Origin of the sequence: Citrobacter sp. RHBSTW-00570 (genome assembly GCF_013739755.1) — a bacterium.
In the GTDB taxonomy this organism is placed as follows: Bacteria; Pseudomonadota; Gammaproteobacteria; order Enterobacterales; family Enterobacteriaceae; genus Citrobacter; species Citrobacter braakii.
Genome location: NZ_CP056399.1, coordinates 2,412,041 through 2,436,509 on the forward strand (window position 1 = coordinate 2,412,041; position 24,469 = coordinate 2,436,509).

At 51.1% G+C, this 24,469-nt stretch carries 24 protein-coding genes; 15 read left to right on the plus strand and 9 right to left on the minus strand.

What is annotated here, in order from left to right; all coding sequences use genetic code 11:
• The 5 genes from HV237_RS11475 (at position 1) to HV237_RS11495 (ending at position 6,060) form a co-directional block, all read left to right on the plus strand.
• The gene (locus HV237_RS11475; RefSeq protein WP_016153222.1) at positions 1-1,056 is read left to right on the plus strand and encodes a Gfo/Idh/MocA family oxidoreductase; all 1,056 of its coding nucleotides are present in this window, start codon (positions 1-3) and stop codon (positions 1,054-1,056) included.
• On the plus strand, positions 1,053-3,329 hold the full coding sequence (locus HV237_RS11480; protein ID WP_135107959.1) for a glycoside hydrolase family 65 protein: 2,277 nt from the start codon (positions 1,053-1,055) through the stop codon (positions 3,327-3,329). The genes HV237_RS11475 and HV237_RS11480 overlap by 4 nt, the downstream gene beginning before the upstream one ends.
• Positions 3,326-3,994, plus strand: a complete 669-nt coding sequence (gene pgmB / locus HV237_RS11485) for a beta-phosphoglucomutase (protein WP_181541822.1) — start codon at positions 3,326-3,328, stop codon at positions 3,992-3,994. The genes HV237_RS11480 and pgmB overlap by 4 nt, the downstream gene beginning before the upstream one ends.
• 10 nt (positions 3,995-4,004) lie before the next feature.
• The gene (locus HV237_RS11490; protein WP_016153219.1) at positions 4,005-5,087 is read left to right on the plus strand and encodes an ABC transporter ATP-binding protein; all 1,083 of its coding nucleotides are present in this window, start codon (positions 4,005-4,007) and stop codon (positions 5,085-5,087) included.
• A gap of 67 nt (positions 5,088-5,154) precedes the next feature.
• On the plus strand, positions 5,155-6,060 hold the full coding sequence (locus HV237_RS11495; RefSeq protein ID WP_016156630.1) for an OmpG family monomeric porin: 906 nt from the start codon (positions 5,155-5,157) through the stop codon (positions 6,058-6,060).
• A 29-nt stretch (positions 6,061-6,089) separates the two neighbouring features.
• On the opposite strand, the gene HV237_RS11500 is transcribed toward HV237_RS11495, so the two are convergent.
• Positions 6,090-7,100 carry a LacI family DNA-binding transcriptional regulator gene (locus HV237_RS11500; RefSeq protein ID WP_016153217.1) on the minus strand — a complete coding sequence of 337 codons (1,011 nt, stop codon included), beginning with the start codon at positions 7,098-7,100 and terminating at the stop codon, positions 6,090-6,092.
• A gap of 228 nt (positions 7,101-7,328) precedes the next feature.
• Here HV237_RS11500 and pspE point away from each other — a divergent pair, with 228 nt between their 5' ends.
• The 4 genes from pspE (at position 7,329) to tyrR (ending at position 11,936) form a co-directional block, all read left to right on the plus strand.
• The gene (pspE, locus tag HV237_RS11505) at positions 7,329-7,646 is read left to right on the plus strand and encodes a thiosulfate sulfurtransferase PspE (protein ID WP_047358103.1); all 318 of its coding nucleotides are present in this window, start codon (positions 7,329-7,331) and stop codon (positions 7,644-7,646) included.
• Positions 7,647-7,788: 142 nt separating this feature from the next.
• Complete coding sequence (locus HV237_RS11510; RefSeq protein ID WP_016153215.1) at positions 7,789-9,186, plus strand: YcjX family protein; 1,398 nt, start codon at positions 7,789-7,791, stop codon at positions 9,184-9,186.
• Positions 9,183-10,244 carry a YcjF family protein gene (locus HV237_RS11515; RefSeq protein WP_016153214.1) on the plus strand — a complete coding sequence of 354 codons (1,062 nt, stop codon included), beginning with the start codon at positions 9,183-9,185 and terminating at the stop codon, positions 10,242-10,244. Before HV237_RS11510 ends, HV237_RS11515 begins: the two co-directional genes overlap by 4 nt.
• Before the next feature lie 147 nt (positions 10,245-10,391).
• Positions 10,392-11,936, plus strand: coding sequence for a transcriptional regulator TyrR (gene tyrR, locus HV237_RS11520; RefSeq protein ID WP_016153213.1), 1,545 nt, complete (start codon positions 10,392-10,394; stop codon positions 11,934-11,936).
• Between the two features lie 53 nt (positions 11,937-11,989).
• Here tyrR and tpx read toward each other — a convergent pair whose 3' ends face one another.
• Positions 11,990-12,496, minus strand: a complete 507-nt coding sequence (gene tpx / locus HV237_RS11525) for a thiol peroxidase (protein WP_016153212.1) — start codon at positions 12,494-12,496, stop codon at positions 11,990-11,992.
• A gap of 115 nt (positions 12,497-12,611) precedes the next feature.
• Here tpx and ycjG point away from each other — a divergent pair, with 115 nt between their 5' ends.
• Positions 12,612-13,577, plus strand: coding sequence for an L-Ala-D/L-Glu epimerase (gene ycjG / locus HV237_RS11530; protein WP_047358104.1), 966 nt, complete (start codon positions 12,612-12,614; stop codon positions 13,575-13,577).
• Here the strand turns inward: ycjG and mpaA are convergent.
• Positions 13,552-14,280: a murein tripeptide amidase MpaA gene (mpaA, locus tag HV237_RS11535; protein ID WP_047358105.1), complete on the minus strand. Its 729-nt coding sequence runs from the start codon at positions 14,278-14,280 to the stop codon at positions 13,552-13,554. The genes ycjG and mpaA overlap by 26 nt on opposite strands.
• 184 nt (positions 14,281-14,464) lie before the next feature.
• On the opposite strand from mpaA, the gene mppA reads away from it, so the two are divergent.
• The gene (mppA, locus tag HV237_RS11540; protein ID WP_016153209.1) at positions 14,465-16,078 is read left to right on the plus strand and encodes a murein tripeptide ABC transporter substrate-binding protein MppA; all 1,614 of its coding nucleotides are present in this window, start codon (positions 14,465-14,467) and stop codon (positions 16,076-16,078) included.
• 107 nt (positions 16,079-16,185) lie between these two features.
• On the opposite strand, the gene HV237_RS11545 is transcribed toward mppA, so the two are convergent.
• Entirely contained in the window at positions 16,186-16,956 is a 771-nt protein-coding gene (locus HV237_RS11545) for a DeoR/GlpR family DNA-binding transcription regulator (protein ID WP_047358106.1), read from the minus strand.
• Between the two features lie 117 nt (positions 16,957-17,073).
• Here HV237_RS11545 and HV237_RS11550 point away from each other — a divergent pair, with 117 nt between their 5' ends.
• Together HV237_RS11550 and HV237_RS11555 are read left to right on the plus strand one after the other, a co-directional pair.
• Positions 17,074-17,457, plus strand: coding sequence for a VOC family protein (locus tag HV237_RS11550; RefSeq protein ID WP_047358107.1), 384 nt, complete (start codon positions 17,074-17,076; stop codon positions 17,455-17,457).
• Between the two features lie 215 nt (positions 17,458-17,672).
• Positions 17,673-18,080, plus strand: coding sequence for a cupin domain-containing protein (locus tag HV237_RS11555; RefSeq protein WP_172864449.1), 408 nt, complete (start codon positions 17,673-17,675; stop codon positions 18,078-18,080).
• A 201-nt stretch (positions 18,081-18,281) separates the two neighbouring features.
• On the opposite strand, the gene HV237_RS11565 is transcribed toward HV237_RS11555, so the two are convergent.
• Positions 18,282-19,313, minus strand: coding sequence for a mechanosensitive ion channel family protein (locus HV237_RS11565; RefSeq protein WP_047358109.1), 1,032 nt, complete (start codon positions 19,311-19,313; stop codon positions 18,282-18,284).
• A gap of 243 nt (positions 19,314-19,556) precedes the next feature.
• Here HV237_RS11565 and HV237_RS11570 point away from each other — a divergent pair, with 243 nt between their 5' ends.
• A complete protein-coding gene (locus HV237_RS11570) occupies positions 19,557-19,817 on the plus strand; it encodes a DUF2534 family protein (RefSeq protein ID WP_003020403.1) in 261 nt (86 codons plus the stop codon).
• 48 nt (positions 19,818-19,865) lie between these two features.
• Here HV237_RS11570 and uspE read toward each other — a convergent pair whose 3' ends face one another.
• From uspE to ogt, 3 genes are all read right to left on the minus strand, one after another.
• Positions 19,866-20,816: a universal stress protein UspE gene (gene uspE / locus HV237_RS11575; protein ID WP_016153204.1), complete on the minus strand. Its 951-nt coding sequence runs from the start codon at positions 20,814-20,816 to the stop codon at positions 19,866-19,868.
• A 151-nt stretch (positions 20,817-20,967) separates the two neighbouring features.
• Positions 20,968-21,720 carry a fumarate/nitrate reduction transcriptional regulator Fnr gene (gene fnr / locus HV237_RS11580; protein WP_003020397.1) on the minus strand — a complete coding sequence of 251 codons (753 nt, stop codon included), beginning with the start codon at positions 21,718-21,720 and terminating at the stop codon, positions 20,968-20,970.
• Positions 21,721-21,914: 194 nt separating this feature from the next.
• Positions 21,915-22,430: a methylated-DNA--[protein]-cysteine S-methyltransferase gene (gene ogt, locus HV237_RS11585; protein ID WP_016153203.1), complete on the minus strand. Its 516-nt coding sequence runs from the start codon at positions 22,428-22,430 to the stop codon at positions 21,915-21,917.
• Between the two features lie 213 nt (positions 22,431-22,643).
• Between ogt and smrA the strand changes: the two genes are divergently transcribed.
• Positions 22,644-23,207 (plus strand): DNA endonuclease SmrA, encoded by a 564-nt coding sequence (gene smrA, locus HV237_RS11590; protein ID WP_016153202.1) that lies wholly within the window; start codon positions 22,644-22,646, stop codon positions 23,205-23,207.
• A gap of 12 nt (positions 23,208-23,219) precedes the next feature.
• Here the strand turns inward: smrA and HV237_RS11595 are convergent, their stop codons facing one another.
• Complete coding sequence (locus HV237_RS11595) at positions 23,220-24,452, minus strand: sensor domain-containing diguanylate cyclase (protein ID WP_016156622.1); 1,233 nt, start codon at positions 24,450-24,452, stop codon at positions 23,220-23,222.
• Between the last annotated feature and the right edge of the window lie 17 nt (positions 24,453-24,469).

The following is a 24,469-nucleotide window of genomic DNA, read 5'->3' on the forward strand; positions in this document are numbered from 1 at the left end:
GTGAAAAGTGCACTGACAAGCTCTCCGCTACGCATCGCCATTATCGGCGCCGGGCAGGTGGCGGATAAAGTTCACGCTTCGTACTACTGCACCCGCAACGATCTGGAACTGGTGGCTGTCTGTGACAGCCGCCTGTCACAGGCGCAGGCGTTGGCAGAGAAATACGGCAATCCGCAGGTTTGGGACGATCCTCAGACGATGCTACGCGAGGCTAAGCCAGATATCGTCAGCATCTGTTCACCCAATCGTTTTCATTATGAACACACTATGTTGGCGCTGAACGCCGGATGCCATGTGATGTGTGAGAAACCTCCGGCGATGACGCCAGCCGAGGCGCTGGAAATGTGTAACACGGCGCGTCGAAGGGGGAAAGTTCTGGCTTATGATTTTCATCATCGTTTCGCACTGGATACGCAGCTGCTTCGTGAGCAGGTGATGGCCGGCGTGCTGGGTGAAATCTATGTCACCAATGTCCGCGCTTTGCGCCGCTGCGGCGTGCCCGGCTGGGGGGTATTTACCAACAAAGAACTGCAGGGCGGCGGGCCGCTGATTGATCTCGGCATCCATATGCTTGATGCCGCCATGTATGTGCTGGGGTTTCCGGCAGTAAAGCGTGTTAACGCACACAGTTATCAACGCATTGGCACGCGTAAAAACAGCGGCCAGTTTGGGAAATGGGATCCCGAGACGTATACCGTGGAGGATTCTCTGTTCGGGACGATTGAATTTCATAACGGCGGTATCCTGCGACTGGAAACCTCTTTCGCGCTGAATATCCCGGAACAATCGATTATGAACGTTAATTTCTGCGGCGATCTGGCTGGGGCGACGTTATTCCCGGCCCAGGTTTATACCGATCGTGAGGGGACGCTTGACGTACTGCTTCAGCGCGAAATGGCCGATGACAATCGTCATTATCGCAGCATGGAAGCTTTTGTGAATCATGTCCAGGGCGAGCCTGTCACTATTGCTGACGCAGAGCAAGGCGTCGTTATTCAACAACTGGTTGCCGCACTGTATCAATCGGCTGAAACAGGGACCTACGTAGACTTATGACGAGGCCAGTAATGCTAACTGAACCGGCTTTTTGCCCACACAACCTGAATAAATATGCGTCACTCATGACGACCGGTAACGGTTATATGGGGATTCGCGCCAGCCACGAGGAAGCCTACACCTTACAAACTCGCGGCATGTACCTTGCTGGACTGTATCACCGGGCAGGGAAAGGCGAGATTAATGAACTGGTTAATCTGCCTGATGTGGTGGGGGTGGAGATTTCACTCAATGGTGAGATTTTCTCGCTCACCAGCGGCGTTATCGAAAGCTGGCAACGTGAACTGGATTTTGCCAGTGGGGAATTACGCCGTACGCTTACCTGGCGTGCGTCTGGCGGGGCGCGTTTTGCCATTGAGAGCCGGCGATTTGTCTCGGCACAAAAACTGCCGCTGTTTGCTATGGAAGTTGTCGTCACGCCACTGGATGGCGATGCCAGCATTGGTATCTCGACCGGAATTGACGCCACGATGACCAATCATGGTCGTCAGCATTTGGATGAAACGCAGGTCCGGGTCTTTGGCCAGCATCTTATGCAAGGGATTTACACCACCCAGGACAACCGCAATGATATCGCTATCACCACGTATTGCGATGTAGACGGTGCAGCGCAGCGCTGCTTCACCGCGAAAGAACGTCGGCTGTTACAACACAACAGCGTGCAGGCGAAAGCCGGACAGCGCGTCACGCTGACAAAAATTAGCTGGGTAGACTGGGCGAGCGAACGCAGCCTGTCGCTTGAGACCTGGGGACGCCAGTCGCTGCGCAACCTGGAAGTATGCGCGCAGCAAGGCTATGACGTTCTGCTTGCTGAGTCGGCTGCTAACTGGCATGCCTGGTGGCAAAATCGTCGCGTTCAGGTCACCAGCACTGATGCCAGCGATCAGCGAGCGCTGGACTATGCGCTCTATCATCTGCGTGTGATGACTCCTGACCACGATGAGCGCAGCAGTATTGCGGCCAAAGGTTTGACGGGGGAAGGGTATAAAGGTCACATATTCTGGGATACCGAGGTCTTTCTGTTACCGTTTCATCTCTTTACCGAGCCGAAAACCGCGAGAAGTTTGTTGCGTTACCGCTGGCATAATCTGTCGGGGGCGCGTGAGAAAGCCCGCCGTAACGGTTGGCAGGGAGCGCTTTTCCCTTGGGAAAGCGCTCGCAGCGGTGATGAGGAAACGCCTGAATTTGCGGCGATCAACATCCGTACCGGACTGCGTCAGAAAGTGGCCTCCGCGCAGGCTGAACATCACCTCGTGGCGGATATTGCCTGGGCGGTAATCAATTACTGGCATGCTTCAGGGGATCTAAACTTCATGTCCCGTGAGGGAATGACGTTGCTGCTGGAAACGGCGAAGTTCTGGATCAGCAGGGCGGTCATGGTTAATGATCGTTTAGAGATCCACGATGTGATTGGCCCGGATGAATACACTGAGCATGTGAACAACAACGCGTTCACCAACTACATGGCCTGGTACAACGTGGAACAGGCGCTGGGTTTTGCCCGTCGGTTGGGCTGCGGTGATGAGACGTTTATTCACCGCGCAGAGTATTTTTTGCAGCATCTCTGGCGACCGGAAGTTCAGCCCGATGGCGTGCTACCTCAGGACGATACCTTCCTGAGCAAACCGGCTATCGATCTGTCACAGTACAAAGCCAAAGCGGGCAAGCAGACGATTTTGCTCGATTACTCCCGTGCAGAAGTCAATGAGATGCAAATTCTCAAACAGGCCGATGTGGTGATGCTGACCTACATGCTACCGGAGCAATTTTGCCCGCAAACCTGTCTGGCAAACCTGCGCTTTTACGAGCCGCGCACAATTCATGACTCCTCGTTGAGTAAAGCGATCCACGGGATTGTGGCAGCGCGTTGCGGTGATCCGGCACAGGGCTATCGGTTCTGGCGTGAAGGATCGCTTATCGATCTCGGGGAGGACCCACATAGCTGCGATGACGGCATTCATGCTGCGGCAACGGGCGCCATCTGGCTGGGTGCAATCCAGGGTTTTGCCGGCGTGAATATTCGCCACGGGGAGTTACACCTTGCTCCTGCCTTACCGACTCATTGGCAAACGCTGTCTTTCCCTCTGCGCTGGCAGGGCATCGATATGCAGGTAATCATTAATGCGGCTGAAATCCGTATTAACAGCACTGAGCAGATTGTCCTTTGGGTCAATGGTGAAAAGGTCTCCGTGCAGGGGGAAACAGTAATCCGCAATGACGCCATTATTTCGCCCACTTATGGGACCGCTACCACAGAAAGGGGCGATGAATGATACTCAAACCACAGGCCATCATTTTTGATTTGGATGGCGTGATTACCGATACCGCGCATCTGCATTTTCTGGCCTGGCGGCAGGTAGCCGATGAAATAGGGATTGTGATCGACGAAGTATTTAATGACAGCCTGAAAGGGATTAGTCGCGGCGAATCACTACAGCGTATTTTGCACTATGGTGGGAAGGCGGGGGCGTTTTCTCCCGAGGCCTGCGCACAATTGGCCGAGAGAAAAAACAGACTGTATGTCCATTCTTTGCGCCAGCTGACGGTTAACTCGGTATTAGCGGGAATACGTGAGCTGTTGATGACGTTGCGGGAAGAACGGATTCCGGTGGGTTTGGCCTCTGTGTCGCGCAATGCCCCGGCTATTTTACAGGCGCTTAATCTTAGCTCTTGCTTTGATTTTTGTGCGGATGCGGCATTGCTCACCCGCTCGAAACCGGATCCGGAAATTTTCCTGGCAGCCTGCACGGGTCTTGGCGTTGACCCGCAACAATGTATTGGCATAGAAGATGCACAAGCGGGAATTGATGCAATCAACGCCTGCGGCATGCTTTCTGTCGGCATCGGTAAAGGGCTGAATGGGGCAGACTTGCTGCTTCCGGCAACCGAATTTCTGACGTGGCCGTGCTTATCGGCTTTCTGGCAACACGACAAGTAAAGGATTCAACATGGCACAGCTTTCGTTGCAACACATTCAAAAAATTTACGACAACCAGGTACACGTCGTTAAAGACTTCAATCTGGAAATTGAAGATAAAGAGTTTATTGTTTTTGTTGGACCTTCCGGCTGCGGGAAGTCAACTACGTTACGCATGATCGCCGGTCTGGAGGAGATCAGCGGCGGCGATCTGCTGATTGACGGTAAACGGATGAACGATGTGCCGGCGAAATCACGCAACATTGCGATGGTTTTTCAGAACTACGCGTTGTACCCACACATGACCGTCTATGACAACATGGCGTTTGGTCTGAAAATGCAGAAAATAGCGCCTGCTGTGATTGAGGAGCGCGTCAACTGGGCGGCGCAGATCCTTGGTCTGCGCGATTATCTGCAGCGTAAACCCGGCGCGTTATCCGGTGGTCAGCGTCAGCGTGTGGCGCTGGGGCGTGCGATTGTACGTGAAGCGGGGGTCTTCCTGATGGATGAACCCTTATCGAATCTCGATGCCAAACTTCGCGTTCAGATGCGGGCTGAAATTAGCAAACTGCATCAGAAACTCAATACCACCATGATCTATGTTACCCACGACCAAACCGAAGCCATGACTATGGCGACGCGTATTGTGATTATGAAGGATGGCATTGTTCAGCAGGTTGGTGCGCCGAAAACGGTTTATAACCACCCGGCTAATATGTTTGTCGCCGGATTTATTGGCTCACCGGCCATGAACTTTATTCGTGGCGCGATTGATGGTGATAAGTTTGTTACTGAAACACTGAAATTAACGATTCCACAAAATAAATTAGCACAATTAAAAGCGCAGGGTTATGAACATCAGGCGGTCACTCTGGGAATTCGTCCTGAAGATATACACCCGCAGCTTAATAATGAAAATAGTATATCGGCAAAAATTAGCGTTGCAGAATTAACCGGCGCTGAATTTATGCTTTATACCATTGTTGGGGGGCATGAGTTGGTGGTCCGTGCTGGGGCAGTGAATGATTATCATGCAGGAGAAAATATCACTATTCATTTTGATATGGCGAAATGCCATTTCTTTGATGCTGAAACTGAAGTGGCTATTCAATAAAATTCCGGGGGGATAAATCCCCCCAAGCCTTGGGGCATTTTTGCGAGTATTTTAACAAGGAATAATAATGAAAACCCTACTGTCCGCTACTGCGCTGATTATGAGCGCAGGAATGGCCTGCGCGCAGGCTGCTGAAAATAATGACTGGCACTTTAATATTGGTGCTATGTACGAAATAGAAAACGTTGAAGGTCAGGGCGAAGATATGGATGGACTGGCTGAGCCGTCCGTCTATTTCAACGCATCTAATGGGCCATGGAAAATATCGCTGGCCTATTATCAGGAAGGACCGGTTGATTACAGCGAAGGTAAGCGTGGTACCTGGTTTGATCGTCCGGAACTGGAAATTCGCTATCAATTCCTGGAAAGTGAAGATGTTAATTTCGGTTTGACCGGTGGCTTCCGTAATTACGGTTATCACTATGTCAATGAACCAGGAAACGACACCGCCAATATGCAGCGCTGGAAAGTTCAGCCGGATTGGGATGTTAAACTGACCGACGACCTGCGCTTTAGCGGTTGGCTGTCGATGTATCAATTCGTTAATGATTTGAATACTACTGGTTACTCCGATAGTCGTGTCGAAAGCGAGACCGGTCTGAATTACAGGTTTAACGAAACGGTGGGCTTAACGGTCAACTATTACCTTGAGCGCGGCTTTAATTTGGCTGATTCGCGCAATAATGGTGAGTTCTCAACCCAGGAAATTCGTGCATATTTACCGTTGTCTTTAGGCAATACCACCCTGACGCCGTATACCCGTCTCGGGCTTGATCGCTGGTCAAACTGGGACTGGCGAGATGATCCGGAACGTGAAGGCCATAATTTCAATCGTCTCGGTTTACTGTATGCATATGATTTCCAGAATGGTTTATCAATGTCACTGGAGTATGCCTATGAGTGGGAAGATCACGACGAAGGCGAAAGCGACAGATTCCATTATGCTGGTATAGGCGTGAACTACGCATTCTAAAATATACTGGGGCATTTATGCCCCAGTTTTTACACCAGTGAGTCGGCCAGCGATATTTGTGTGCTCACCGTGATATTTTGTAATCCTTTCTCGCCCGCAATCAGGTTAAATAATAAATTACAGCTTTGTTCACCCAACTGCTGGGTAGGCACATCAATTCCCCCAGGAACGGGCGTGAGCATAAAAGACAACAGCTCATTACTGTAGCCCACAACGGCAAGTTGTTGCGGGATGGTTATATTTTTCTCAGCCGCCACGCGATATAAGCTCATTAATTTCAAGCTGTCGGTGGCAAATACGGCGTCGGGTAACGGCTGCTGACTCAGTAATTTTCGCGAAGCAAGCAGGGCTGTTTCATGGGTATAGCCCCCGTCAACAATCCATTCATCGCGCATTTTAATATTATGCGCCTGAAGGCTGGCTTTATATCCGTTAACGCGATCGATAGAAACATGAACATCAAGCGGCGCGTGCAAACAGGCTATATTACGGTGTCCACTCTCAATCAGCGCATCAGTTAGCGTAATGCTGTCGCGATAATTATCTGTGTCTACAGAATAGACATTGGCGTAGTCGCCTTCAACCTTTCCAATAACCACGACCGGTACGTTGTATTTATCCAGCCTTGCAAAAAAAGATTCATCGGCGGGAGAGCTCAGCATAATGATACCTTTGATCAATTTCTGCTTAATTTTGCTCTCACATTTTTGTAAATCATCTTCAGTGCTTCGCGAAGTCTGTAATATGACATCAAAACCGACCTCTTCAGCCTTGGCAGTAATAGCATGCAGCACTTCAGAGAAAAACGGATTACCGGCGGTTGTTTTTGCTGAACGGGTAGATATCACCATTATTGCATCAAACCCGGAAGAGGTGAGTGCGCGAGCAAGTTTATTGGGCTGATACTGTAACTCATCAATAGCACGCAGCACTTTTTCAAGCGCTTCCGGCGAGATATTGGTTTGCTTATTAAGCACGCGCGACACCGTGGATTTTGATACGCCAGCGGCTCGTGCAATATCATAAATGGTAGGAGACATAGATCCCAAGCTCCGTCCGAGAGTCAATGGCGAACATATTATGGAGTTAATTGGCGAATGACAACAATATCGGAATGCGGGCAGAAAAATCAAAAAACTAACCGCAGTATGCGCAACCAGAGGAAGTCTCGTCCACGGGTGCAGAGGGTGATAATGCGGTCGCAATATTTTCTTAAGAACTGGCGTATAGTGTGTTGGTTAAATCCAACTATCAGTCAGGAAGATATTATGTTGAAAAAAGGCGTATTAGCGTTGGCACTGGTCATCGGCATGCCGGTTTTTGCAGCCGAGCACTGGATTGATGTTCGCGTTCCTGAACAGTATCAACAGCAGCATATTCAGGGGGCGGTCAACATTCCATTAAAAGAGATGAAGGCGCGTATCGCTGCTGAAGTTCCTGATATGACCGACACTGTGAAGCTGTACTGCAACTCCGGGCGTCAATCGAGGCAGGCGAAGGATATGTTGACGGAAATGGGCTACACGCAGGTGACCAACGAAGGTGGCATCAATCAGATAGCGCTTCCTAAAGTAGAGAATCAATAAACCGCCCGCATTCCTTCTGCTCCAGGCGGTAAGAATAATGCCGCCTGTTACAGCTCAGGTAGTTGATAAGTAAGAATTGACCCCTATCTTTACTTCCTGTTTGTTATAATTTCTTCGGTTCCTTCAGCAAAACGGGATGGCGATGAAGCGACTTAAAAATGAACTCAATTCGCTGGTTAATCGCGGCGTAGACCGGCATTTGCGCCTGGCTGTCACCGGACTTAGCCGTAGCGGTAAGACGGCGTTTATCACCGCGATGGTAAACCAGTTACTCAATATTCATGCCGGTGCGCGTCTGCCGTTGCTCAGTTGCGTGCGCGAAGAGCGTCTGCTCGGCGTTAAACGGGTTCCACAACGCGATTTTGGTATTCCGCGCTTTACCTATGATGAGGGACTGGCGCAGCTGTATGGCTCGCCGCCGACCTGGCCGACACCTACGCGCGGTGTGAGTGAAATACGCCTCGCGCTGCGCTACAAATCCAATGATTCTTTACTGCGCCACTTTAAAGACACCTCCACGCTGTACCTGGAAATCGTCGATTATCCGGGGGAGTGGCTGCTCGATTTACCGATGCTGGCCCAGGATTATCTCAGCTGGTCGCGGCAAATGACCGGATTATTACAGGGACAGCGGGGCGAATGGTCGGCAAGATGGCGGCAGTTATGCCAGGGATTGGATCCGCTGGCGCCTGCTGATGAAAACCGTCTGGCGGAAATCGCTGCCGCCTGGACGGAGTATCTGCACCAGTGCAAGCAGCAGGGACTGCATTTTATTCAGCCGGGCCGTTTTGTTCTGCCCGGAGATATGGCGGGCGCGCCTGCGCTGCAGTTCTTCCCGTGGCCGGACGTTGATGCCTGGGGGGAATCGAAGCTGGCGCAGGCAGACAAACACACCAATGCGGGCATGTTACGCGACAGGTTTAATTATTACTGTGAAAAAGTCGTGAAGGGATTTTATAAGAATCACTTCCTGCGCTTTGACCGTCAGATTGTGCTGGTCGATTGTTTGCAACCGCTCAACAGCGGGCCACAGGCGTTTAACGACATGCGTCTGGCACTCACCCAACTGATGCAAAGCTTCCATTACGGACAGCGTACGCTGTTTCGTCGGCTGTTTTCCCCGGTGATCGACAAACTGCTGTTTGCCGCCACCAAAGCCGACCATGTAACGGTCGATCAGCACGCCAATATGGTGTCGTTGTTGCAGCAGTTGATCCAGGACGCCTGGCAAAACGCTGCGTTCGAAGGTATCAGCATGGATTGTCTGGGACTGGCATCAGTACAGGCAACCACCAGCGGCCTGATCGATGTGAAAGGCGAAAAGATCCCGGCGCTGCGTGGTCATCGTCTGAGCGATGGTGAACCGCTAACCGTTTATCCGGGGGAAGTGCCCGCGCGTTTACCTGGACAAGCATTCTGGGACAGCCAGGGCTTTCAGTTCGAGGCGTTTCGCCCGCAGGTTATGGATGTTGATAAACCCTTACCGCATATTCGTCTTGATGCCGCGATGGAGTTTTTAATAGGAGATAAATTGCGATGAGCGAGCCGTTAAAACCGCGTATCGATTTCTCAGGTCCGCTGGACGTGGAACAAAACGCGGCGTTTAAAGCGCAGCAGATGTTCAACGAAACAGAGGCGCAGACTTTTTCTCCGGCGACAGTGGATGAACCTCTGCAAGACGAAGGTCAGGCAGAAGCCGTCATTGATGCGGCCCTACGCCCCAAACGCAGTTTGTGGCGCAAAATGGTAATGGGCGGGTTGGCGCTGTTTGGCGCGAGCGTTGTCGCTCAGGGCGTACAATGGACCATGAACGCCTGGCAGACTCAGGACTGGGTTGCGCTGGGAGGATGTGCCGCTGGCGCATTGATTATCGGCGCAGGTGTCGGATCGGTTGCGACCGAGTGGCGTCGGCTATGGCGTTTGCGCCAGCGTGCGCACGAGCGTGATGAAGCGCGAGATCTGCTCCACAGCCATGGAACCGGAAAAGGTCGTGCATTTTGTGAAAAGCTGGCGCAGCAGGCGGGTATTGATCAGTCCCATCCGGCGCTACAGCGCTGGTATGCCTCAATTCATGAAACGCAGAACGATCGCGAAGTCGTCAGCCTGTATGCCCATCTTGTGCAGCCGGTGCTGGACGCGCAGGCCCGACGTGAGATTAGCCGTTCAGCGGCGGAGTCCACGCTGATGATTGCCGTCAGTCCGCTGGCATTGGTGGATATGGCGTTTATTGCCTGGCGAAACCTGCGGCTGATTAATCGCATCGCATCGCTGTATGGCATTGAACTCGGTTATTACAGCCGCCTGCGTTTGTTCCGCCTGGTGCTACTAAATATCGCTTTTGCCGGGGCCAGTGAGCTGGTGCGGGAAGTGGGAATGGACTGGATGTCGCAGGATTTAGCCGCTCGCTTATCGACGCGTGCCGCGCAGGGTATTGGCGCGGGATTATTAACGGCGCGTCTGGGTATTAAAGCCATGGAACTTTGCCGACCGCTGCCGTGGATCGATGACGATAAGCCACGACTGGGCGATTTTCGCCGTCAACTGATTGGTCAGGTGAAAGAAACCTTACAAAAGAACAAATCTCCGCGCGAAAGTTAGCTAAAAATTGGGCGCCAGTCGTTTAACTTTACGTCCCGGCGCCTGATTTTCCAGCTAGCTGTCAATATTTGTTGACAGAGTTCTTCCTGCAAACCCAATACTGTCTTATCATTTAATACATAATCCCTTGTCCAGGTGAAGGTTCCTATGCGTTTGGAAGTCTTTTGTGAAGACCGACTTGGTCTGACCCGCGAATTGCTCGATTTACTGGTGCTGAGAAGCATTGATTTACGCGGTATCGAGATTGACCCCATCGGGCGGATTTACCTCAATTTTGCGGAACTGGAGTTCACCAACTTCAGTAGTCTGATGGCTGAAATCCGCCGTATTTCAGGGGTTACGGATGTGCGTACCGTGCCCTGGATGCCTTCCGAACGTGAACATCTTGCGCTGAGCGCGCTGCTTGAGGCGTTACCAGAACCGGTCCTTTCTCTGGATATGAAAAGCAAAATCGAGATGGCGAACCCTGCGAGCTGTCAGCTTTTCGCGCACACTCAGGATCGGATGCGCAATCATACCGCCGCCCAGTTAATCAATGGGTTTAACTTCCAGCGCTGGCTCGAAAGCAATCCGCAGGATTCTCATAGCGAGCATGTCGTAATTAACGGACAGAACTTCCTGATGGAGATTACGCCTGTCCATTTGCAGGGTGAAAATCAGGAGCAGATGCTGACCGGTGCTGTTGTCATGCTGCGCTCCACCATCCGGATGGGGCGTCAGCTGCAAAATATGACTACCCAGGATTTGAGCGCGTTTAGCCAGATTATTGCCGTCAGCGCCAAAATGAAACACGTAGTGGAACAAGCGCGTAAGCTGGCGACACTGAGTGCGCCGCTGCTGATTACTGGTAATACCGGCACCGGCAAAGATCTCTTTGCCCATGCCTGCCACCTGGCAAGCCCGCGTGCGTCGAAGCCGTATCTGGCGCTGAACTGCGCGTCAATTCCTGAAGATGCGGTCGAAAGTGAGCTGTTTGGCCATGCCCCGGAAGGCAAAAAAGGCTTCTTTGAGCAGGCGAATGGCGGCTCGGTTCTGTTAGATGAAATTGGTGAAATGTCGCCGCGTATGCAGACCAAATTGCTGCGTTTTCTCAATGACGGCACGTTCCGCCGCGTGGGAGAAGATCACGAAGTTCATGTTGATGTCCGCGTGATTTGCGCGACGCAAAAGAACCTTGTGGAAATGGTGCAGAAAGGGCTTTTCCGTGAAGATCTCTATTATCGACTGAATGTACTGACGCTAAATCTGCCGCCGCTACGCGATTGCCCGCAGGATATTATGCCGCTTACCGAACTGTTTGTGGCGCGCTTCGCCGACGAGCAGGGCGTGCCGCGTCCGAAGCTGTCTGCCGATCTCAGCACGGTGTTAACCCGCTACGGTTGGCCGGGCAACGTGCGTCAGCTTAAAAATGCCATCTACCGGGCGCTGACCCAGCTTGAAGGCTATGAGCTGCGGCCGCAGGATATTTTACTGCCGGATTACGATGCGGCAACGGTTGCAGTCGGAGAAGAGGTGATGGAAGGATCGCTGGATGAAATTACCAGCCGCTTTGAACGCTCTGTGCTGACGCAGCTTTATATGAATTATCCCAGCACACGCAAACTGGCCAAGCGCCTCGGCGTTTCGCACACCGCGATTGCCAACAAATTGCGCGAATACGGCCTGAGCCAGCAGAAAAAAAGCGAAGAGTAACGCGGTAAATGAAAATGCCTCCCTGCGGAGGCATTTTTGTATGCAGACGTGGTTTAAGCTTTCAGTACGTCCAGCGCAGCAGTGTAGTCTGGCTCGTTGGTGATTTCATTGACCAGTTGGCTGAAAACGACGTTGTCATTTTCATCAATAACGACCACGGCACGTGCGGCCAGACCTTTCAGTGGGCCTTCAGCGATTTCTACGCCGTAGTTTTTCAGAAATTCTGCGTTGCGCAGGGTGGACAGCGTGATAACGTTGCTCAGACCTTCCGCGCCGCAAAAACGTGAATGGGCGAATGGCAGGTCGGCCGAAATGCACAGTACGACGGTATTGTCGATTTCTGTCGCCAGTTGGTTAAACTTACGTACCGATGCCGCACAAACGCCGGTATCGATGCTTGGGAAAATATTCAGCACTTTGCGCTTGCCTGCGAACTGGCCCAGCGTAACGTCAGACAGGTCTTTAGCCACAAGGGTAAAAGCCTGAGCTTTGCTTCCAGCCTGAGGAATTGAGCCGGCAACTGTAACCGGGTTGCCCTGGAAATGAACGGTTTGTGACATGGTTATCTTCCTGTTTACATATAGTTAACGTCGAGGCTAGTTTATGCCATCAGCAGTTAACACGGCAAACGCTATTTGCGGATATCCGCTTCAGGGACTGCATTAAGGAAAGCAAATGAGAACAGTTAAGGTATATGAGGAAGCCTGGCCGCTGCACACTCCCTTTGTTATTGCCCGTGGGAGCAGAACCGAAGCGCATGTGGTGGTGGTTGAAGTGGCAGAAAACGGCGTCACGGGTATCGGCGAGTGCACACCGTATCCGCGCTATGGTGAAAGCGATGCCTCAGTGCTGGCGCAAATTATGAGCATTGCCCCACAACTGGAAAATGGACTGACGCGTGAAGAGCTGCAAAAGCTGCTGCCAGCGGGAGCCGCGCGTAATGCTGTGGACTGCGCGTTGTGGGATCTGAGTGCGCGTCAACAGCAACGGTCACTGGCAGAGTTGGTGGGAAGTGAACTGGCGGAAGTGGTGACGACGGCGCAAACCGTGGTAATTGGCACGCCGGAACAAATGGCGGTGAGTGCGGCTGCACTGTGGGAAAATGGCGCGAAACTGCTAAAAGTTAAACTGGATGCGCGCTTGATTAGCGAGCGGATGGTCGCTATTCGTGCTGCGGTGCCTGATGCCACGATTATTGTCGACGCCAATGAATCCTGGCGGGCAGAAGGTCTGGCGGCGCGCTGCCAGCTTCTGGCTGATTTAGGGGTGGCGATGCTGGAGCAGCCGCTGCCAGCGCAGGACGATGCCGCATTGGAAAATTTTGTGCATCCGCTGCCGATCTGCGCAGATGAAAGCTGCCACACCCGCAGCAGCCTGAAAGCGCTGCACGGGCGCTATGAAATGGTCAATATCAAACTGGATAAAACAGGCGGCCTGACGGAGGCGCTGGCGCTGGCAACCGAAGCCCGTGAGCAGGGATTTACGCTAATGCTGGGCTGCATGTTGTGCACTTCCCGGGCGATTGGGGCGGCGTTACCGCTTACGCCGCAGGTTAACTTTGCCGATCTTGATGGCCCTACCTGGCTTGCCAGCGACGCGGAGCCGGCCCTGCATTTTACGACCGGACAACTTCATCTCTAGGGTGCCAGCGCAGGAGATTGGACATGGCCAGCAGGTATTTCTCGCTCGCTTCATCTGAAGAGATGGGCGGAAATTCGGCGGTTATACAGTGTAAGTTCAGGTCTGCGCACCAGCTTCCAAATGAGCCGGGCGTTTCATAACCTACGCTGGTGACGAGAGGTAATTCAAACGACTGCGCCAGCCACGCGCCTAATTCGCTGCGCCTGGGATCTTCAATACAGGCCAGCGGATCGTGAAAAGAGACCACCCACGCAGGATGAATTCGGTGAATAAGCTGGCACAGCGCCTGGGTTTCTGGTTCTGAACCCGGATTTTCGCCGGTCAACAACACCACATCGCGTTCTTCTGCGCTGCTGTTCCAGCGATACACCGTTTCACCCGCTTTCCAGTTGGCAGCGGGAAAGTTACGGTTTAGATCCACTCCGTTCGCATTTGCGCGCAGCCCGAGCTGGCAACCGTCAGGGTTAACCGCCAGCACCACATGGTGACGACGTAAGGAAGGATTAAGCGTACGCAATGCGCAGGAAAGGGTGACAACCGATGCGTTTTCGTCGCCGTGCGTTCCTGCCAGTATCAGACCGCTTTCACGATCGACCGCCATTGCAGGAAACCAGATTAGCGGCGCGCCTAATAATGAACGTCCGTAATGTTCGGTTCCAGGTGGGAATGCGCCGCGCTCGGCACGGGGTCGGGTAACGGTCATAGTCATCTCTGAATGCGTGGATTGTTACTCGCAGTGTTGTGCAAAATGTATGGATAATCAAATCGTTTTCACACACTTATCTTTTCAGATGTAATATTATTTCCTTGTCGAAAGTTAATTGCATTTCCTGCTGGCGATACAAATAATTACACATTCACTTAGTAGCCGGAATTGAGGGTATTTTATGCAGCATTCTGTTTCAGTAACCTGTTGTGCGCTATTGGTAAGCAGCATTTCATTATCCTGGGCTGCTGATGTTCCCAGCGGAACGGTACTGGCAGAAAAGCAAGAACTGGTGCGTCATATCAAAGACGAACCGGCGTCATTGGATCCGGCAAAGGCCGTCGGGCTTCCTGAAATTCAGGTTATTCGTGATTTGTTTGAAGGACTGGTCAACCAGAATGAGAAGGGCGAGATTGTGCCCGGTGTTGCCACTCAGTGGAAAAGCAACGATAACCGTATCTGGACGTTTACGCTGCGCGACAATGCGCAATGGGCAGATGGTACGCCGGTAACGGCGCAGGATTTTGTCTATAGCTGGCAGCGTCTGGTTGACCCGAAAACGCTGTCGCCGTTTGCCTGGTTTGCTGCGCTGGCGGGTATTAACAACGCACAGGCGATAATTGATGGAAAAGCCTCGCCAGATAAGCTCGGCGTTAGCGCGATCGATGCGCGTACATTGAAGGTCCAACTGGATAAACCGCTGCCATGGTTTGCTAATCTGACGGCGAGTTTTGCTTTCTATCCGGTACAAAAAGCTAACGTTGAGAGCGGTAAAGATTGGACCAAACCAGGCAATCTAATTGGTAACGGCGCCTATGTGCTCAAAGATCGCGTGGTGAACGAAAAACTGGACGTTGTGCCGAACACGCATTATTGGGACAACGCCAAAACGGTGCTGCAAAAAGTCACCTTCCTGCCTATTAACCAGGAATCGGCAGCGACCAAGCGCTATCTTGCTGGTGATATCGATATTACCGAGTCGTTCCCGAAAAACATGTATCAGAAACTGTTGAAGGACATCCCGGGCCAGGTTTACACCCCGCCGCAGCTTGGCACTTACTACTATGCCTTTAATACCCAGAAGGGACCGACTGCCGACTCACGCGTGCGCCTGGCGCTCAGCATGACTATCGATCGTCGCCTGATGGCGGAGAAAGTTCTGGGTACCGGCGAAAAGCCCGCATGGCATTTTACGCCGGATGTAACGGCAGGGTTTGTGCCGGAACCTTCACCGTTTGAGCAAATGAGTCAGGAAGAGCTGAACGCTCAGGCGAAAACGCTGCTGCGTGCGGCGGGCTATGGTCCACAGAAACCACTTAAACTGACGCTGCTGTATAACACCTCTGAAAATCATCAGAAGATAGCTATTGCTGTTGCGTCTATGTGGAAGAAAAATCTCGGCGTTGACGTGAAACTGCAAAACCAGGAGTGGAAAACTTATATCGATAGCCGCAATACCGGCAATTTTGATGTGATCCGCGCCTCGTGGGTGGGCGATTACAATGAGCCATCTACGTTCCTGTCGCTATTAACATCAACCCATACGGGCAATATCTCCCGCTTTAATAATCCGGCGTACGATAAAGTGTTGACCCAGGCAACCCTGGAGAATACGCAGAAAGCACGCAATGCTGATTATAACGCTGCGGAGAACATTCTGATGGAACAGGCTCCCATTGCGCCGATTTATCAGTACACCAACGGGCGTTTAATTAAACCGTGGCTGAAAGGGTATCCGATTACTAACCCTGAAGATGTGGCTTATAGCCGCACAATGTATATTGTGAAGCACTGATATAGCTGGCCTGCTCGGGACGTTGCATTGGCGATTTCCCGAACAGACAAGGCTGTAGGGAAGGTGGGTCATGAAAGCAATGGAAAAGTATCACCCAATAGAATGGGTTACACTGTATAAATACGAATGTCGTGCGCCTGAAACGCCGTGGCATACTCTTTGCTGATATTTTCCTCGACGACAATTACATCGATATTGCTGCTTTCGGTAACGACATAACGGGCGACGGCCGGGATCTTTTCAGCCGTCAGCGCGACAATGGGTTCATTACACTGTTTGATCACCGCTTTTTTGAACTCACAATCCGCGTAATCAAATCCGGTTAAGCCGGATTCAGGCGACATCGCGCAGCCGCCAATAAATCCCTGATCGAATAAAATGCCCTGCACCTGCGAGATAGCGGTGGCACCCACGCACCCTCCAGAAGATCGTTGCACCGCGCCGCCCAGCATAATGACATCAAACAGTGGTTTTTTTAGTAAAACGGCGGCAATCTCCGGGGAATTTGTTACCACGGTTAACGCCAGCTCGGCGGGTAGGGCTTCAGCCATCGCCAGATTAGTACTGCCCGTGTCGATAAAAATGCAGCTTCCGGATTTGACCATCCGGGCGCATCTCTGCGCGATATTGCTCTTTTTCGCCACATTAATACTCTTGCGCACGGTGATGTCTTCGGATTCAGGGAGTGCAATGACCGCGCCGCCATAGACTTTTTTACACACGCCATCTTTACTCAATTCATGTAGGTCGCGGCGGATTGTATGTTCCGAAACGCCTAACCTGCTGGCGAGTTCGGAACAGATGACTCTGCCGTTTTCCTGCAGGATCTGATAGATAAGCGCCTGGCGCTGTTCAGGGAATGCTGCGTAATCGAGCATCAATACTCCAGTGAAATAAACATCGAGCAATAACAAGCATAATTGTGCATTATGGTTCTCGATGTCAACATCCCTTTAGGGAACCTATTGTTTGGATACAACAAGAAGAGGTTAGCTATGAAGGTTGCGCATGTGGCGTTATGGACACGGGATCTTGAGCAACAAGCTCAATTCTGGGTCACGTTTTTTGACGCAAAGATCAACGAAAAATACTGCAGTAAAACCAATCCTGGATTTGAATCCTATTTTGTCAAAATTGGTGAGGATATCGCGATTGAGTTAATGACTAAGCCTGGACTGACAAAACATGCTCCCGACAATAACACCTCAGGCTGGGTGCATCTCGCCATTTCAGTTGGCGGCAGTGAAAACGTTGATGCCATGGCGATGCGTGCAAAAGAACAGGGAATATTAGTTTCTGGCCCGCGCACCACCGGTGATGGCTATTACGAAGCGGTGATACGCGATCCTGACGGCAACTTGATTGAAATTGTGGCCTAAGGCTTCACGCCATCTCCAGTAGAAATGTTGTACGTGTTACCGACTATTGATGAGCATGATTCATAAGGTTGTCCTTCTTTTCACCTCTAATCACCCGCCTGTCGAGTCTCTATAATTTTTATAGTTTTCAGCATCGGTGGCGCGTGCTGCCACCGTTTTGGAGAGTCTAAATGCAAAATCAACGGAATACCGTCTCCAGCGCCGGCGCGGAGATTATGAATCAACAATTTGATGGTAACAGCGTCTTTCCTCGCGGAGAGAAAAATGAAGCGTATGCGAAATATTTCACTGGCGACAGCTATCTGACCATGCTCTCCATGGAAGGCGTGGTCATTGGTAACGTAGCATTTGAGCCGGGCTGTCGTAACTTCTGGCATATCCATCATCAAGGGGGACAAATCTTGCTGGTGACCGGCGGCAGAGGCTGGTATCAGGCGTGGAATCAACCGGCGCGCGAACTGAAAACTGGTGATGTCGTACACATCCCGGCGGGAATGAAACACTGGCACGGTGCTGCGCGTGATAGCTGGTTTGCCCATATCGCTGTGGAAATCCCGGCAGCTGGCGCATCGAACGAGTGGCTTGAACCGGTAAGCGACACTGAGTACAACCTGCTCCCCTGAGCTGTGCGGGGCACGCGTTCTGCAGGTAAAGAATCCGATGCCCGAAGTGAATCAGTTTGAGCTGATTATTGATACAGTCCTGTATCTACATGACCTGAATCCGTATATTCCAACGCTGGTGCTGGTACTGCTTTGTCATTGATATTGCCTCATTGAAATAAGTGCAGAAAAAAGACGCGGATTTCCGCGCCTTTTCTTTTGTTAGTGTGTCGATGGCGATACTTCAGGATTATCCATATACAGCGTCTGGCTGGGGAACGCAAAGTCGGCGTCGTGTGCCTTGACTATCGAAATAATCTTTAAATAAACGTCCTGCTGTACCGCAAGCCATTCCTGCCACACGGTGGTTTTCGTGAAGCAATACACCATGATATTCAGCGATGAATCGGCGAATTCATTAAAATAAACCAGCAGGGTTTGTTTCTGGTCTATTCCCGGATGGTTTTGCAGCATTTCTCTGACCGACTCGACAACGGCACTGACTTTATCAGCATCTTCATATCGTAACCCGATCACCGTTTTGATGCGGCGATTCGTCATCCTTCCTGGGTTTTCTACGCTGATAGAGGAGAAAATCGAGTTCGGGACATATAACGGACGATGATCGAAGGTGTTTATTTTGGTCATTCGCCAGCCGATTTCCGTAACTGTACCTTCAATATTGCGGTCCGGGGAGCGGATCCAGTCGCCGATGCTAAAGGGTCTGTCGAAGTAGAGCATAATCCCTGAGAAAAAGTTGCTCAGAATGTCTTTGCCTGCCATACCTACAGCGATACCGCCGATGCCGCCGAAGGTTAACAGGCCGGATAAGCTCATACCGAAATGTTCGCCATACAGCAAAATGATGGCAACCACGATGGTAATTTTGATGATGCGCGACAGGATCCTCGCGCTGGTGATATCTCTGCCTTTATTAATCTGCGTCTTTTCAAACTGATTAATTACCAGAAAAAGTTTGATGGTAAGGATCAGCGCAATCAACGAGGTGCAGATAAAGTCGACCACGCTGGAGGAGATAAATTTCAGGTTGTAATTTTCGATAACGTTATTAGCAATACTGCCTAACGTCCCGATGATAATGGCATAGACAAAAAATTGCGCGGCATGAAATATGAATCCTTTGCAGCGACGCTCTCCACGATGATACCAGACGCTCATCAGAACCAGCGCGGCACAGCAGCTGAGAATTACGGTCAAATTAAACGCATTATTTATAAACAGTTCAGCGATCATGATTCTTCCAACAGCTCCGTGGTAGTGAAATATCTTCTGATATCCTAATCCTCGAATATTTTACTCAGTTCTGGCGGTCAGATCATTAATCCATAGGGGAGATATATAATGCAATTAGCGCTATTTTCGGCGAAATAGCGCTGGTATCCACCCTGAAAGCGGTTTATGTAGCAGACAGTCAGTTGATGTCATGGTATTGTTAGCGCAAAGTAACAAGGTTTTCATCTGCAAAAGGACAGTACTATGATCATGGCTAAGCTGAAGACAGCGAAGGGACGGAAGTTTCTGTTGTGCCTGCTTGGGGTGTTTATTATCGCAGCGTCGGTCGTGACGCGAGCGACGATCGGTGGTGTGATTGAACAGTATGACATTCCGCTATCCGACTGGACCGCTTCAATGTACGCCATTCAATCGGCAATGATTTGTGTCTACAGCATGGTGTTTACGATTCTGTTGGCTATCCCGCTGGGAATCTATTTCCTCGGCGGCGAGGAGCAACACTAAGCGTTTGTTATGCCGGATGAGATCGCCATCCGGCATTGAGTTGTGTGGTTAATCGTCTTCTTCGTCATCCAGTTCAACTGGCGTCTGATATTCATCCGGCTTGATGACCAGCAGGTCGCAGCGTAGGTGATCGATAACCTGTTCAGCGGTGTTACCAAGGAACGCGGCAGAAATACCGGTACGACCGACGGTACCCAGTACTACAATACCCGCCTGCAAGTGCTCGGCTAAATCAGGAATGACCTCTTCAGGCAATCCTTTTTCAACGTGCGTCACTTTCTCATCGATACTGAATTTCTGGCGCAACGCCTTCATGGCCAGCAGATGCTGTCCACGGATCGCGTCGTTATAAACGCTGGGGTCAAACTCAGGTAGTTCAATTGCGATATTGATTGGCGTAACAGGGTAGGCGCCAACCAGATGCACTTCAGTATGGTTAACCTGTTCTGCTAGTTGCAGCGTCTCTTTGACCAGTTTTTCATTGAGCGCGTTGTGATAAGGCTCTTCACTGGCGAGGTTCACCGCAACCAGCGCTTTACCCTCTTCAGGCCATGGCTGATCTTTAACCATCCATACCGGGCTTGGACATTTGCGCAATAAATGCCAGTCGGTAGGCGTGAAAATTACGGCTTCGAGGCGGTCGTGTTGGTGTGCCATTTTGAGGACCAGGTCATGCTGAGCGCTAATGACTTCCTGGATGATGGCTTCAAAGGGACGGTTATGCCATACCACTTTAATTTCAAGAGGGATCCCTGCTTCGATGTAGTATTTTGCTTGTTCACGGATCCATGCTGTTCGCTGGCTGATGACCCCCTGACGCATTGCCGTACGCTCATCGGGCGACAGCAGGGTAGTCATCTCGTAGGAAAAGTCATAGATTGGCAAAAAGGCTTTAATTTTGCCACCAATCCGTTGATGCAAATAAACAGCTCGCCGTAATGCTGGTTGATCGTCCTGGTTTGGATCGATGACGACCAGCATATTTTTATACATAGCCATACAGGGTCTCCTTACAACTGTCATCGCAGTTTGTAATTAAAAGAGTAACCCAATAATGTGGATTGAAACAGGGGAGAACCTCCTGCCAGATCAATAAATCGGGAAAATTTAGCGATTTGACAGAAGGATAACAGAAATGCTTGCGGAAAGATTACGCTACGTTACGCGTGTGGCCAGCAAGAACTGCCAGCGCGTCGCTATTCTCAATAGTTATGTATTTGCCTTTTACTGCCAGCATACCGCTTTTCTGGAAACGACCCAACAGGCGGCTGATGGTTTCAACCGTCAGACCCAGGTAGTTACCGATGTCGCCGCGGGTCATGGTTAGGCGGAACTCACGAGGCGAGAACCCGCGCTGGGCAAAGCGGCGAGACAAGTTGTAGATAAAGGCCGCCAGGCGCTCTTCTGCATTTTTCTTCGACAACAGCAGGATCATATCCTGGTCGCCTTTGATTTCGCCACTCATCAGACGCATCATCTGCTGACGCAGATTCGGCATTTTTCCGGACAGGTCATCAAGGGTTTCGAAAGGAATTTCGCAAACCATTGAGGTTTCCAGCGCCTGGGCAAAGCTCGGGTGATGTCCGCTGCCAATCGCGTCAAAACCGACCAGATCACCCGCCAGATGGAAGCCGGTAATTTGCTCATCGCCTTGCTCGGTAATGGTATAGCTTTTAATCGTTCCGGAGCGGATAGCGTAGAGTGATTTAAGTTCATCACCTGCTTTAAAGAGCGTTTGCCCCTTTTGGATAGGCTTTTTGCGCTCGATGATGTTATCGAGCTGGTCAAGCTCATGCTCGTTAAGTGTGAACGGGATGCAAAGCTGGCTGATGCTGCAATCCTGGCAATGGATAGCACAACCGCCAGACTGAATGCGCCGTATAATTCGCTTTTCCGGGATCATAGGTCTGCTCAAGCCGTAATTGATATTTGTCAATTTTAACATCTTTTTGGTGAGCACGTAAGTCTGAGCTACTCCCAATAGAGAATAATTCAGGTATAACCGGAATGAATGTTTGTATCTCCTTGATTAACCGCATTTAATTTGTGGTCACATTATGCGAAAGTGTGACGAATAAGGCATTAATTGCCTGGATTCTAGAGTAGCAAATAGCCTTCGTGACGCAATAACCACTCTTTTCGCTGCACGCCGCCAGCATATCCAGTCATGGTGCCGTTACGCCCAATGACGCGATGGCAGGGGACCACAATGCTTACCGGGTTGGCGCCATTGGCCGCACCGACGGCTCTTGCAGCACCGGCGCGCCCTAACTGTTCGGCCAGTTGACCATAGTGCATGACCTGCCCACACGGGATAGTGCGTAATGCTTGCCAGACTTCACGCTGGAAAGGCGTGCCAGCCGTTGCCGTTTCCAGCGTGTCAATAATACTGAGATTCCCGGCAAAATACTCCGACAGTTTATCGCTTAATCCGCCAGGGTTTTTGGCTGTAATACGCTGATAACCTTCTGTGCGGTAATGAATATCCAGCAATTGTTCCATGCGATCGCGGTGCTGATCCCATTCCACCGCGCGCAGGCGAAATTGCTCATCACAAATAACCCACAGCGGGCCTAGCGGCGTGTCGATGGTGTCTTCCAGTAAGTTCAGCATCCGTTTCTCTCATTACAGCGTTCAGGCGAGGTTACACATTATCACGCCAGCAACAGTTGCAGCTATACCCCTAAAAACGGATATCTGTATGTCGTGAGTAGATCTTTTCAGCGGAGCGAGCCGGGTGAATTATTGGAAATAATCGTAAACCGTTGTCGGTATAATAGTGCGCGGTTATGATAATGCTCGTCGTAATTCGCTGGAGGAAGAAACATGAACCTTGATGATGCTTCGCTGTTTCTGGATGCTATGGGGGATGTCCAACCGCTGAAGGGCTGCGCCGATGTACACTGGCAGCCAACGCGTAATATCCGCACTCCGGCGCGTATCGATACGCTTCAACTGGATAACTTTCTCACGACGGGGTTTCTCGATATTATCCCGTTGAACGAGCCGCTGGAGTTTCGTCGCGAAGGTTTACAGCACGGCGTGACTGACAAACTGCGAACCGGAAAATATCCGCAGCAGGCGAGCCTTAATCTCATCCGCCAGCCCGTAGAAACATGCCGCCAGATGCTATTCAGTTTTATTCTGCAGGCACAGCAAGATGGATTACGTAATGTGCTGGTGATACACGGTAAGGGGCGTGACGATAACGCTCATGCCAATATTGTTCGCAGCTATGTGGCGCGCTGGCTGACAGAATTTGATGACGTCCAGGCCTACTGCGCCGCTTTGCCGCATCACGGCGGCAGCGGGGCATGCTATGTGGCATTACGTAAAACCGCGCAGGCAAAACAGGAAAACTGGGAGCGTCACGCTAAGCGCAGCCGTTGAGCCACGTATTCATCAGGCGGCCAATACTCTGTTCCTGCCTTCGTGCTTGGCTTTGTACAACGCGTCGTCCACGCGTTTGAATAATTCATCAATACTTTCGTTCGTTTCGTGCCGCGCAACGCCAATGCTGACGGTAAAGCGGGGAAGACCAGGGAGAGTAACCTTGGCTACCGTTGCGCGGATCACTTCTGCAAGATTGAGGGCGACATCCAGCGAGGTTCGCGGCAGCAGCAGCACAAATTCTTCACCACCCCAGCGAAAAATAAGATCGTCTTTTCGTGCACAGGATTCCAGTGTGCGGGCCAGAGCGCAAAGCACTTCATCGCCTTTTAAATGACCGAAGAGATCGTTAATGCTTTTAAAACGATCGGTGTCGATCAACAACAGACTGTAGTCCTGCGTCAATGATACCGCATGCGTCTGCTCCGGCTCGGTTACCTGATAAAAATGTCGGCGATTAAGTAATCCCGTTAAGGGGTCACGCAGAGCGGCATGCTCAAGCTCCTGTTCCAGCCGTTTTTGTTCGGTAATGTCATGAATAATGCACAACATGAGTTTATTACCGTAAATTTCAATCGGTCCGGCGTAGGTTTGCACATGACGTGAGGTGCCGTCTGCCAGTTTATGGACAAAGTGCAAAGGCTTATGGCCGCCGGGCAGATGGGCGATTTCATGCATCACCGGCAATATATGGCGGCCCAGCATGTTGATCTCCCAGGTATGTTTCTGGCACATCACATCAAGGTTGTAACCATAAAAATTCAGGGCACTGAGGTTTGCATCAACGATCAGGCCATCGCGGGACGGATCAATCAGTAACATTGGCGCGGAGTTGGTCTGGAAAAAACGCGCATAAAAGCCCTGTTTTTTTCGTTGATAAGTTGCTGAACGGCTGGCTTTCAGACCTTGCGCAGTAGGCGTTTCAATGCCTTCGAAAAGGATAACATCCCCCACGCCCGGCAGAGATTTAATGGACAGGCGGCTGGCCAACGCGATTTCCTCACCATCGCGGTAAACCGTGAGGATCTCAACAACGTGATGATGATTGCTCAAGTCACTGAGATACATGGTTAAATCATTTTGAGAATGCGTTGAGAATATGCCCTTGCGCAGTGGGGAAAAACAGAGATCCTGCATTAACTCACGTGCAACGATATTAGCGAACACCAGTTCTTCGGTTTGTGGCGAAACAATCCACACCGGAAAGGTTAACAAATCCAGTGAATGCAGCTCGGTTGTGCTCATCGATAATCCCGTTATCT

What these genes read in the sequence shown, in the direction of transcription:
- HV237_RS11480 (WP_135107959.1), top strand. Translation starts at nt 1,053, where the DNA reads ATGACGAGGCCAGTAATGCTAACTGAACCGGCTTTTTGCCCACACAAC.
- pgmB (WP_181541822.1), top strand. Translation starts at nt 3,326, where the DNA reads ATGATACTCAAACCACAGGCCATCATTTTTGATTTGGATGGCGTGATT.
- HV237_RS11490 (WP_016153219.1), top strand. Translation starts at nt 4,005, where the DNA reads ATGGCACAGCTTTCGTTGCAACACATTCAAAAAATTTACGACAACCAG.
- HV237_RS11495 (WP_016156630.1), top strand. Translation starts at nt 5,155, where the DNA reads ATGAAAACCCTACTGTCCGCTACTGCGCTGATTATGAGCGCAGGAATG.
- HV237_RS11500 (WP_016153217.1), bottom strand. Translation starts at nt 7,100, where the DNA reads ATGTCTCCTACCATTTATGATATTGCACGAGCCGCTGGCGTATCAAAA.
- pspE (WP_047358103.1), top strand. Translation starts at nt 7,329, where the DNA reads ATGTTGAAAAAAGGCGTATTAGCGTTGGCACTGGTCATCGGCATGCCG.
- HV237_RS11510 (WP_016153215.1), top strand. Translation starts at nt 7,789, where the DNA reads ATGAAGCGACTTAAAAATGAACTCAATTCGCTGGTTAATCGCGGCGTA.
- HV237_RS11515 (WP_016153214.1), top strand. Translation starts at nt 9,183, where the DNA reads ATGAGCGAGCCGTTAAAACCGCGTATCGATTTCTCAGGTCCGCTGGAC.
- tyrR (WP_016153213.1), top strand. Translation starts at nt 10,392, where the DNA reads ATGCGTTTGGAAGTCTTTTGTGAAGACCGACTTGGTCTGACCCGCGAA.
- tpx (WP_016153212.1), bottom strand. Translation starts at nt 12,496, where the DNA reads ATGTCACAAACCGTTCATTTCCAGGGCAACCCGGTTACAGTTGCCGGC.
- ycjG (WP_047358104.1), top strand. Translation starts at nt 12,612, where the DNA reads ATGAGAACAGTTAAGGTATATGAGGAAGCCTGGCCGCTGCACACTCCC.
- mpaA (WP_047358105.1), bottom strand. Translation starts at nt 14,280, where the DNA reads ATGACCGTTACCCGACCCCGTGCCGAGCGCGGCGCATTCCCACCTGGA.
- mppA (WP_016153209.1), top strand. Translation starts at nt 14,465, where the DNA reads ATGCAGCATTCTGTTTCAGTAACCTGTTGTGCGCTATTGGTAAGCAGC.
- HV237_RS11545 (WP_047358106.1), bottom strand. Translation starts at nt 16,956, where the DNA reads ATGCTCGATTACGCAGCATTCCCTGAACAGCGCCAGGCGCTTATCTAT.
- HV237_RS11550 (WP_047358107.1), top strand. Translation starts at nt 17,074, where the DNA reads ATGAAGGTTGCGCATGTGGCGTTATGGACACGGGATCTTGAGCAACAA.
- HV237_RS11555 (WP_172864449.1), top strand. Translation starts at nt 17,673, where the DNA reads ATGAATCAACAATTTGATGGTAACAGCGTCTTTCCTCGCGGAGAGAAA.
- HV237_RS11565 (WP_047358109.1), bottom strand. Translation starts at nt 19,313, where the DNA reads ATGATCGCTGAACTGTTTATAAATAATGCGTTTAATTTGACCGTAATT.
- HV237_RS11570 (WP_003020403.1), top strand. Translation starts at nt 19,557, where the DNA reads ATGATCATGGCTAAGCTGAAGACAGCGAAGGGACGGAAGTTTCTGTTG.
- uspE (WP_016153204.1), bottom strand. Translation starts at nt 20,816, where the DNA reads ATGGCTATGTATAAAAATATGCTGGTCGTCATCGATCCAAACCAGGAC.
- fnr (WP_003020397.1), bottom strand. Translation starts at nt 21,720, where the DNA reads ATGATCCCGGAAAAGCGAATTATACGGCGCATTCAGTCTGGCGGTTGT.
- ogt (WP_016153203.1), bottom strand. Translation starts at nt 22,430, where the DNA reads ATGCTGAACTTACTGGAAGACACCATCGACACGCCGCTAGGCCCGCTG.
- smrA (WP_016153202.1), top strand. Translation starts at nt 22,644, where the DNA reads ATGAACCTTGATGATGCTTCGCTGTTTCTGGATGCTATGGGGGATGTC.
- HV237_RS11595 (WP_016156622.1), bottom strand. Translation starts at nt 24,452, where the DNA reads ATGAGCACAACCGAGCTGCATTCACTGGATTTGTTAACCTTTCCGGTG.